This window comes from Kitasatospora sp. NPDC056327 (assembly GCF_042261735.1).
Taxonomy (GTDB): Bacteria; Actinomycetota; Actinomycetes; order Streptomycetales; family Streptomycetaceae; genus Kitasatospora.
This window is the reverse complement of record NZ_JBHJRC010000311.1, coordinates 1-9648: the sequence shown is the minus strand read 5'-3', so window position 1 is coordinate 9648 and position 9648 is coordinate 1. Positions and strand designations below refer to the sequence as shown.

Annotated in this window: 5 protein-coding genes; 3 read left to right on the top strand and 2 right to left on the bottom strand. The window is 73.7% G+C overall.

Annotated features, from left to right (window positions below; all coding sequences use genetic code 11):
- The first annotated feature begins 72 nt into the window (after positions 1 to 72).
- Positions 73 to 1293 carry a type VII secretion-associated serine protease mycosin gene (gene mycP, locus ACFCX4_RS30855; RefSeq protein WP_376149623.1) on the top strand — a complete coding sequence of 407 codons (1221 nt, stop codon included), beginning with the start codon at positions 73 to 75 and terminating at the stop codon, positions 1291 to 1293.
- A gap of 165 nt (positions 1294 to 1458) precedes the next feature.
- Here the strand turns inward: mycP and ACFCX4_RS30850 are convergent, their stop codons facing one another.
- Both ACFCX4_RS30850 and eccCa read right to left on the bottom strand, forming a co-directional pair.
- The gene (locus tag ACFCX4_RS30850) at positions 1459 to 2874 is read right to left on the bottom strand and encodes an APC family permease (protein ID WP_376149620.1); all 1416 of its coding nucleotides are present in this window, start codon (positions 2872 to 2874) and stop codon (positions 1459 to 1461) included.
- Between the two features lie 470 nt (positions 2875 to 3344).
- Positions 3345 to 7292 (bottom strand): type VII secretion protein EccCa, encoded by a 3948-nt coding sequence (gene eccCa / locus ACFCX4_RS30845; protein WP_376149617.1) that lies wholly within the window; start codon positions 7290 to 7292, stop codon positions 3345 to 3347.
- Positions 7293 to 7676: 384 nt separating this feature from the next.
- Here eccCa and eccD point away from each other — a divergent pair, with 384 nt between their 5' ends.
- On the top strand, positions 7677 to 9143 hold the full coding sequence (gene eccD, locus ACFCX4_RS30840) for a type VII secretion integral membrane protein EccD (RefSeq protein WP_376149614.1): 1467 nt from the start codon (positions 7677 to 7679) through the stop codon (positions 9141 to 9143).
- Between the two features lie 182 nt (positions 9144 to 9325).
- Positions 9326 to 9616 (top strand): 30S ribosomal protein S15, encoded by a 291-nt coding sequence (rpsO, locus tag ACFCX4_RS30835; RefSeq protein ID WP_209416808.1) that lies wholly within the window; start codon positions 9326 to 9328, stop codon positions 9614 to 9616.
- Positions 9617 to 9648: the final 32 nt, after the last annotated feature.

Below are 9648 nucleotides of genomic sequence, written 5' to 3'. Positions count from 1 at the left end.
CGACCCGCACCGGGGCGCCCGCCTCCCGGCGCGCGACCGCGCGACCAGGTGGACGACAGGAGGGGTGGCAGGGTGCCGGTGGTCAGGTACCGGACAGCGGCCGCGGCGTTGGCCGCGCTCGCGCTGCTCGGCGGCCCGCTGACGGGCCCGGCGGCCGCGGCGGGCCCGGGCGTCTCGGCCGCGGGGGAGTGCGGCCGCAACGCGCAGAACGTGCAGGCCGTGCCGTGGTCGCTCCAGCGGATGGTGCTGGACGAGCTCTGGCAGGGCGGCGCGACCACCGGTGCGGGCGTGCTGGTCGCGGTCATCGACACCGGGGTGGACGACCAGAACCCCCAGCTCGCCAACAAGGTCCTCGACGGCGGTTCGCTGCTCAAGGACAAGGAGGGCAAGCGGGTCGAGGGCGGTGGCAGGGACGACCTGGTCGGCCACGGCACCAAGGTGGCCGGCATCATCGCCGCCGCCCGCAGCGAGCAGACCGGCTTCGTCGGCATCGCCCCGGGCGCCGCGATCCTGTCGATCCGGCAGAACGACGCCGAGGGCAACGGCGACGTGCACTCGCTCGTCGAGGCGATCGACTCCGCGGTCCAGCAGGGCGCCAGGGTCATCAACATCTCCCAGGACGTGCGCGGCGCGGGTGACAGCCGGTTCGTCGGCTACGACGAGCTCAAGGCCGCGATCGACAACGCCGAGAGCCGGGGCGTGGTGGTGGTCGCCTCGTCCGGCAACGACGGCAAGAAGGGCGACACCTACCCGGCGGCGTTCCCGACCGTCCTCGCCGTCGGCGCCTCCGACCGCAACAACGAGCGCACCTACTTCTCCCAGTACGGGGCCTTCGTGGACGTCGCGGCCCCCGGGGTCGACATGCTCTCCACGGTCCCGCGCGGCGGGCAGTGCGTGGACAACGGCACCAGCTTCGCCGCGCCGTACGTGGCCGGGCTGGCGGCGCTGCTGGTCGGCGCCCACAGGGACTGGCGGCCGAGCCAGGTGCGGGCCTGGATCGAGCAGACCGCCCAGCGCACCGACCACAAGGCGAACGAGTACATCGGCTGGGGCGTGGTCGACCCGGTCAAGGCGGTCACCACCGCCCCCGCGGCCCCGGCCGACCGCCCGGTGGAGGACCCGCCGGTCCGGCTGGCCTCCGCGCCGATCGTGCCGCGCCCGCTCGGTCTGGGCGAGACCCAGGCCGACCGCGACGGCCGCACCGCCACCTACGTGCTGGGCGCGGGTGCGCTGCTGGTCGCGCTGCTGATCGGCGGCGCAGTGGTGCTCCGCGACCACCGCCGGCGGCCCTGAGGCGCGACCGGCAGCGCGCCCGCGCGGACCGTGCGGCCGGTGCGGGAGGCGGCGGACCGGGGAGTCGCGCCGGGCCCACCCGCGCGAGGACGCGGACGCGGCGGTGCCCCGGACCTGGGGGAGTCCGGGGCACCGCCGTGTGGGGGAGGGGAGGGGTCGGCGGGGTCAGTCCTGCTGGTCGTCGGGGAGGCTGATCACCCAGCGGGTGTCCTGCCGGGGGCGCAGGTAGAACAGCCAGTAGAGGGTGGCGGCGGCGGTGATGCCGCCGGTCCACAGCAGCGGCACGGCGTCCAGCTGGGTGATGACGTAGACCAGCACCGCGATCAGCACCACCGGCACGGCCGGCCACAGCGGCATCCGCCAGGCGGCGGCGTGCTTGTGGCGGTTGCGGCGGGAGAGCAGTGCGGCGATCGCGACCAGCAGGTACATCCCGGTGACGGCGACGCCGGTGATCTCGCTGAGCAGCTCGCCCTTCACGAAGCAGAGTGCGGCGCCCGGCAGGCCGACGGCCAGGGTGGCGACCCAGGGGGAGCCGAACCGGCCCAGGGTGCCGAAGGCCTTGTTGACCGGCCCGGGCCAGGCCTTGTCGCGGGCCGAGGCGAACAGCACCCGGGAGTTCTGGATGACCATGACGATGCCGGCGTTGATGATGGCCAGTGCCACGCAGAGGCTGATGAAGGTGCCGACCGCGGAGTTGCTCCAGGCGGTGACCAGGCCGGAGATGTCGCCGGAGCTCAGGGTCGCCAGGTCGGGGGCGCCCATGGTGATGGCGGCGACCGGGACCAGGATGATCGCGGCGGAGATGCCGAGCGTCCACAGCACGGTGCGGGAGACGTTGCGGCGGGGGTTCTCCAGCTCCTCGGAGAGGTAGACGGCGGTGGAGAAGCCCTGGGTGATGAAGAGCGCGATGCCGAGGGCGCCGATGATCGCGCCGACGCTGACCGTGGTGGCGACGCCGTCCTCGCCGGTGACCACGCCGTGCAGCATGCTGGGGGCGCCGCTGTTGGCGTGGGCGAAGCCGAGCACGGACACCACGCCGGCCGCGATGACCTCCAGGACCAGGAAGACGCCGGTGATCCAGGCGTTGGCGCGCAGGTCCAGCAGGCCGGCCAGGGTGGCCGCGAGCATCACCGCGGCGCCGGCCAGCGGCTTGTCGACGTGCAGGACGGGGGCGAGGTAGTCGGCGGTGCCGAGGGCGATGACCGAGGGGACGATCATCACCACGATCAGCGAGAGCACGAAGACCAGCCAGCCGGCCAGCCGCCCGGCCAGGGTGCCGACCATCGCGTACTCGCCGCCGGCGCTGGGGATCAGGGTGCCCAGCTCGGAGTAGCAGAAGGCCACCGCGATGCAGAGCAGCGAGCCGATCGCGATGACCAGCGCGGTCGCGCTGCCGATGCTGGAGAAGAGTTCCGGGACGATCACGAAGAGCGTGGACGCGGGGGTGACGCAGGACAGCGTGAGCAGCGTGCCGCCGACGACACCGATCGAGCGCTTGAGCTTCTGCTGCGGGGCGGTACCCGCCCCTGCGGCGGCCGTGGCGGGGGCCACGGGGGTCGGCGGGCGAAGCGTGTCGGTCATGAGGCATCCGATCGGCTCTGTGCGGTCCTGGAGAGGGAGCGGTATCGCCTCCGCTGGCTGTGTGCTCGGGTTCTGGTCCTGTCGCTCCCGGGCCGCCATGGAACCTTGGCCGTATCGATCGCGTCAATGGCGGAATCGCTTCGGAATCCGTTGCCACGAGGCGCGCAGACATGCGATCTGATGATCACTTATCGTCATCACTGTGCATGTCCGACTTGTTACTTTCACCACAAAACGCTTGAATCCAAGGTGAACGGCATGTTGCATCCGCGCATTCAAAGGTGGCGGTCGAGCGCGGGGGCGGGACGGCCGGAGCCCGTCCGCCGCCGGCCGGCCCCCGGGCCGGGTACGGGAACCGCAGCCCTCCGGCGCAAAGATCAAGGTAACGTTTCAGCACCCGGGACGGCGGAAGGGGCCGGGTCCGGGGACCCGACCCCTCCGATCACGCTCCGTGGCCCCGGGGCGGCCGGCTACGGCGCCGGCAGCCAGCCCGTCTGCACCGTCTGCCCGCCGGTCGCCCGGCGCGAGACGAACACGCCGCGTCCCGGCGGCAGCGCCTGCGGCTTGACGTTGGCCAGCAGCGGCCCCTCGTCCCGGTTGCCGGAGAGCAGCACGCCCTGGCCGCCCAGCTCGCGCATCCGCTGCATGAACGGCTCGTACAGCGAGCGCCCCGCACCGCCCGCGCTGCGCGCGACGACGACCCGCAGGCCGATGTCCCGGGCGAACGGCAGGAACTCCGCGAGCGCCGCCAGCGGATTGCCCGAGGAGGTCGCCACCAGCTCGTAGTCGTCCACGACCACGAACATGTCCTTGCCGCTGTACCAGCTGCGGTTGCGCAGTTGCTCCGCGGTCACGTCCGGCCCCGGCAGCCGGCGCGCGCAGGCCCCGCGCAGCATCTCGACCACGCTCGACATGGCCGGCTGCGCCGCCGCGTACTCGACCAGGTACTCCGGCGGGACGACGCCCAGCAGCGCGCGCCGGTAGTCGCCGACCACGATGCCGGCCTGGTCCGGGGTGTAGCGCTCGGTGATCTGCTTGACCAGCATCCGCAGCAGCGCGGACTTCCCGGACTCGGTGTCGCCGAAGACGATGAACAGCGGATCGGTCTCGAAGTTGACGAAGGCCGGCGCCAGCTCCGCCTCGTCCACGCCGAAGGCGACACCCCGCTCCGGGAACTCGAAGCCCTTCGGCAGCGAGTGCCCGTCCAGCACCGCCGGCAGCATCCGCACCTGCGGCGCGCGCGGGCCCGTCCACGCCCCGGCGACCGCCGTGACCAGGCCGGCCACGCCGCTCTGCAGCTCCTCGACCGAGCCGGAGCCGTCCAGCCGCGGCAGACCGGTGAGGAAGTGCAGCCGGTCCGCGGTGACGCCGCGGCCCGGGACGGACGGCACGTTCTGCGCCACCCGGCGGTCCACCTCGGACTCCATCGCGTCGCCGAGCTTCAGCTCGGTCCGGTTCTGCAGCAGGTCCTTCAGCGCCGGCCGGACCTCGGCGTACCGGGCCGCCGTGACGATCAGGTGGACGCCGTAGCCGAGGCCCCGCTGGGCGATGTCGCCGATGACCGGCTCCAGCACCTCGAACTCCTGCTTGAAGGTGTTCCAGCCGTCGATCACCAGGAAGACGTCGCCGAAGGCCTCCTCCGGCAGCACGCCCGAGGCCCGGCGGGCCCGGTAGGTGCCGATCGAGTCGATCCCGGTGGCGCGGAAGAGCTCCTCGCGCCGGTTCAGCACGCCGTGCACCTCGGAGACCATCCGGCGCACCTTCTCGGCGTCCAGCCGCCCGGCCACCCCGCCGACGTGCGGCAGGTCCTGGAGCGACTGGAAGCCGCCGCCGCCGAAGTCCAGCAGGTAGAGCTGGACCTCCAGCGGGGTGTGGGTGAGCGCGAACGAGGCCACCGTGGTGCGGATCATCGTCGACTTGCCGGAGCGCGGGCCGCCGACCACCAGGCCGTGGCCGGCCGCGCCGGAGTAGTCGTGGTCGAGGATGTCCCGCTTCTGGTCGCGCGGCTTGTCGACGATGCCGACCGGCACCCGCAGCCGGCCGAGCGCGCCGTACTGCGGAGCGGTGAGCCCGCGCTCGGCGGTCGCCTGGAGCGGCGGCAGCAGCTGGTCCACGCTCGGCGGCGCGTCCAGCGGCGGCAGCCACACCTGGTGCGCCGCCGGGCCCTGGCCCGCCATCCGCTGCACGAACACGTCCAGCACGGTGTCCGCCAGGGCGTCGTCCGGCTCCTCCGCCTGCGGCTCGACCTCCTGCACCAGCGGCTCGGTCACCGGCACCTCGGCCGCGGTGAACCGGACCGCCCGGGCGGTCACCAGCCGGCCGCCGGTCGACCGCTGCTGCCCCGGCGCCCGGTACGGCCCGGAGACGTACGCCGCCTTGAACCGGTCCATCACGTCGGTGCCGAACTTCAGGTAGCCGACGCCCGGCACCGGCGGCAGGTGGTAGGCGTCCGGCACCCCGATCGCCGCCCGCGACTCGGCCGCCGAGAAGGTGCGCAGGCCGATCCGGTAGGAGAGATAGGTGTCCAGCCCGCGCAGCTTGCCCTCCTCCAGGCGCTGCGAGGCCAGCAGCAGGTGCACCCCGAGGGACCGGCCGATCCGGCCGATCTGGATGAACATGTCGATGAAGTCGGGCTTGGCGGTGAGGAGTTCGGAGAACTCGTCGATGATCAGCACCAGCGAGGGCAGCGGGTCCAGCGCCGCGCCGGCCGCCCGGGCCCGCTCGTACTCGTGGATGTTCGCGTAGTTGCCGGCCCGGTGCAGCAGCTCCTGGCGCCGGTTGAGCTCGCCCTCGACGGCGTCCCGCATGCGGTCCACCAGGGTGAGCTGGCCCTCCAGGTTGGTGATCACCGCGGAGGTGTGCGGCATGTCCGCCATGCCCGCGAAGGTCGCGCCGCCCTTGAAGTCGGCGAGCACGAAGTTCAGCGTCTCCGAGGAGTGCGTCATCGCCAGCCCCAGCACCAGGGTGCGCAGCAGTTCGGACTTGCCGGAGCCGGTCGCGCCGACGCACAGGCCGTGCGGGCCCATGCCCTCCTGCGCGGCCTCCTTGATGTCCAGGTACACGTGCTCGCCGCCGGCCCCGACGCCGATCGGCACCCGCAGCCGCTCGTGCTGCGCCCGCTGCCGCCAGCTGCGGCCCACGTCGAAGGAGCCCGGGTCGCCCGAGTTCATCAGGTCGGTGAAGTCCAGGTTGGACAGCAGCGGTTCGTCGTCGCCGCCGGCCGAGGCCCGGTACGGCGCCAGCTGCCGGGCCAGCGCCTCGGACTGCCAGGCGGTGAGGGTGTCCGGGGTGCCGGCGTAGGTGGCGCCGGACGCCGAGCGCAGCACCAGCGAGTCCGGCGAGACCGTGACGACCAGGTGCCCGGTCGGCTCGTCCAGGTCACCCGGAACCACCTCGACGATGGTCACCCCGTGCACGCCCTCGGCGCCGGCCAGCAGCGAGTCGTGCGGTACCGAGGCGCCGTCCATGACGACCACCACGTGCGGCTGGTCCGGCGCCGGCGAGGCGTCCCGGACGAAGCGCTGACGCCCGGCCAGCTCGTCCTGGATCAGCAGCTCCAGCTCGCCGAGACCGGTGGCGATCAGCCGGCGCGAACCGGCGCCGTCGCTCTCCTTGCGGTGCTGGTTGTGCGGGAGCCACTTGGTCCACTCCCACTCGTCCACCGCGCCGGGCGCCGCGGCGACCGTCACCAGCAGGTCGTCGGGCGAGTGCAGGGTGGTCAACTGGGCGATCATCGCCCGGACGTTGCCGTAGACGGTGTCCGGGTCGCCGCAGACCGTGATGTGGTAGAAGGCGCGCAGCGAGACCGCCAGCGGCAGGTCCGGCAGGGTGCCGTGGGCCTTCAGGAAGGTCTGCATCGCGGCCGCCGACAGCGGCTCCAGCTCGTCCATCGGCGCGGTCTGCGGCGCGACCAGCGGAGTGGACAGCTGCACCGGTCCGCGGCCGACCCGGATCTGGGCGAAGTCGGCGTCGCCGGCCCGCCGCTCCCACAGCCGGCGGCCGTCCGCGACGATCGACCAGAGCTGGTCCGGCTCGGGGTTGAGGAACAGCTGCGCGCCGCGCTGGCGCTCGGCGGTCCGGCGGACCTGGCGGCGCATCTGCTGCAGGTACTTGAGGTAGTCGCGCCGCTCGTCCGCGGTCGCGGTGGAGCCGCCCTTGCGGGCCCGGACGATCTGCGCCAGCGCCATCCCGACCGTCGAGACGATCATCAGACCGCCCATGATCTTCATCGGGGCCTGGGCGCCCGGCGCGAAGAAGAACACCGCCGACCCGCCCATGCCGAGCATCGGCAGGATGCTCATCACCCAGTCCTCGCCGCCCGACCTGGGAAGCTCCGGAGGGGCGACCAGCTCCACCGGCTCGTCCGGCACTGCGGGCGGATAGGCCCGGGCCGGCCGCTTCACCGTGATCACGCCCATGCGCGTCCCACCCCCCGACCACGAACGCTTCGCTCGATCCTCACGGCATCAGCCCTCACGCAACTGGATCCGTACGGCGGGGGACACCCCGTGTGACGCCGCCCCCCGCTCCGCCGACCGCAGGCATCGGGAGAGGCGCGCGCCGCCCCCGCCGCCCTGCGCAGGGGCCGATCCTACTGGGGCCCCGGCCGCGCGGGCCCGGCCGCCCTCCGCGGGGCCGGGCACGAACCGGGCGGGTAGGGTAACGCCGCGCCAACTCGTGGCCGCACCTGGCCGGTTCCGCCCGCCGGGCGCCCGCGGGACGGCCGGACCGACCGACCGCCGGTGCCGCGGCACCGTCACCGAGGGGGAGCGCCACGTGCGTCGAGCGAACGAGGCAGGGGCATGACGACGCCCGCCACCACCGGCTTCTGCCGGGTCACCGTCGTCGCCCCGGACAGCCGGATCGACGTCGCCCTGCCCGAGGACGTCCCGCTCGCGGACGTCTACCCCGAGGTGCTGCGGCTGTCCGGCGGGACCCAGCCCGACGGCGTCCCCACCGGCTTCCACCTGGTGCGCCGCGACGGCACCGTGCTCGACGGCAGCCGCTCGCTCGCCGCCCAGCAGGTGCGCGACGGCGACCTGCTCAGCCTGCGCCCGTTCGCCGAGTCGCTGCCGCCCGCCGTCTACGACGACGTCGCCGACGCGATCGCCACCGCCGGCGAGGCCGACCGCCGGTTCTGGAGCCCCGAGCTGATGCGGGCCTTCGGCCTCACCGGCACCGGACTGCTGCTCACCCTGCTCGGCTTCGCGCTCTGGTTCTCCGACCTGCGCCACGACATGCACGGCCTGCCCGGCGTGCTCTCCGGCGTCGTCGCCGTCGTGCTCACCGCCCTCGCCGGCGTGCGCGCCCGGGTCTACCGGGACGCCTGGGCCGGCCTCGCGCTCGGCCTCGGCGCCCTGCCGCACGCCCTGATCGCTGGCAGCGGCATCCTCGCCCCCACCGGCGGCGGACCTCTGGACGGCCCGGGCCGGCTGCAGTTCCTCACCGGCTGCGTCGCGGTCCTGGTGGTCGCCGTGCTGCTGGTCGGCCTGCTCCCCGAGCGGGACTCGGCGTTCGTCGCCGCCGCCTTCCTGGCCGCGGCCGGCGCGCTCGCCACCTTCGCCGCCGTCCTGCTGCCGGACACCCCGGCCGACCACATCGCCGCCGTCACCGGTGTCGCCGCCGTCGCCGTGATCGGCTTCCTGCCGGGCCTGTCCGCCCGTTTCGCCCGGCTCCCCGTCGGCTACAGCGCCCCCGGCCAGACCCGCGCCCGCGGCCGCGACCACGACGAGGAGGCCGCCCGCGCCGAACTCGTCCAGTACGAGCGGATCGCCCACCGGGCCCGCCGCGGCCACGAGGTGCTGGTCGGCCTGGTCGGCGGCTGCGCGGCGGTGATCGTCGGCTCCTGCGCGGTGCTCGGCTTCACCGACGAGACCTTCCCCGAGCTGCTCGCGCTCGTCCTCGGCCTCGCCACCATGCTGCGCGCCCGGCTGTTCCGCTACAGCGCCCAGGTCCTCGCCCTCACCACCGCCGGACTGCTCGGACTGTCGCTGCTGATCGTCGGCCTCTCCCTGCACACCCCGCAGTTCGTGCTGCGGGCCGGCATCGGCTCCACCGGGGCCGACCTGCGCACCGTCTGGCTGACCGCCTCGATCGCCTTCGGCGCCGCGGTGCTCACCGCGATCGCCCTGGTGGTGCCCCGCCTCGGCGTCTCCCCCTTCTGGGGGCGCGTCCTGGACCTGGTCGACAGCCTCACCCTGATGTCGCTGGTCCCGCTGGTGCTGGCCGTGCTCGACGTCTACCGGCTGGTGCGCGGCGCCACCGGCTGACCCGGGCGCCGGGGGCCGCCGGCCGTGCGCTCCGGCGGCACTGGTACGCTTGGCCTCCGAGCGCAGCCGTGTGTCCGTCCCCCGGACGGCCGACCACCGGCCGCGCCCGTCACGACACCGAGTTCTCACAGAGTCCTGTGCCGTAGACCAGGAACGCTCGGTATCACCTCGAAGGAGTTGCAGTGGCTCTCGCCTCTGACGTCAAGAAGCAGATCATCGCCGAGTTCGGCCAGAAGGAGGGCGACACCGGCTCCCCCGAGGTCCAGGTGGCCATGCTCTCCCGCCGCATCTCGGACCTGACCGAGCACCTCAAGTCGCACAAGCACGACCACCACTCGCGCCGCGGCCTGCTGATCCTGGTCGGCCAGCGCCGCCGTCTGCTGCAGTACCTGGCCAAGAAGGACATCGAGCGCTTCCGTACGCTCGTCGACCGCCTGGGCATCCGCCGCGGTGCCGCCGGCGGCGCCCGCTGAGAACGCCGCTCGGGGCGGCTCCCCACACCGGC